The organism is Vibrio sp. 2132-1 (assembly GCF_033344315.1).
The window spans coordinates 1-520 of record NZ_JAWPON010000850.1; the positions used below are offsets into that span (position 1 = coordinate 1).

Sequence of the window (520 nt, forward strand, 5' to 3'; positions counted from 1 at the left end):
AAGCATGACAAGACCTACCCCAGGAACACCCGCAGTACCAATAGACGCAAGTGTTGCGGTCATGATAACCATCATGTAATCGCCCATGCTCAAATCAATATTGAATGCTTTAGCACTAAATGCGGTTGCGACACCTTGCATGATGGCTGTACCGTCCATATCCACGGTTGCACCTAGAGGAACAGTGAATGATGAAATACGGTTATCTACGCCCATGCGGTGTTTTGCTGTTTCCATTGTCACTGGAATGGTCGCGTTTGATGATGCCGTTGAGAAGGCAAACATGATTGCGTCTTCCATCTTACGTAGGAACGTAATTGGGCTAAGGCCAGTAAAGCCTTTTAGCATTAGACTGTAAGTCACTAGGCCGTGAAGCAATAGTGTGCCCGCTAACACAACAAAGTACTCGGCTAGGTTGACGATGGCACTTAAGCCAAGACCAGTAAACAACTTCGCCATCAAGAAGAATACGCCATATGGAGCTAGGTTCATCAAAATTGCTACAAGCTTCATGATCACT

Annotated in this window: 1 protein-coding gene; it reads right to left on the minus strand. The window is 46.0% G+C overall.

The features are described from left to right. On the minus strand, positions 1-520 hold a 520-nt coding region (locus R8N47_RS28365), incomplete at both ends, for a dicarboxylate/amino acid:cation symporter (protein WP_318186503.1).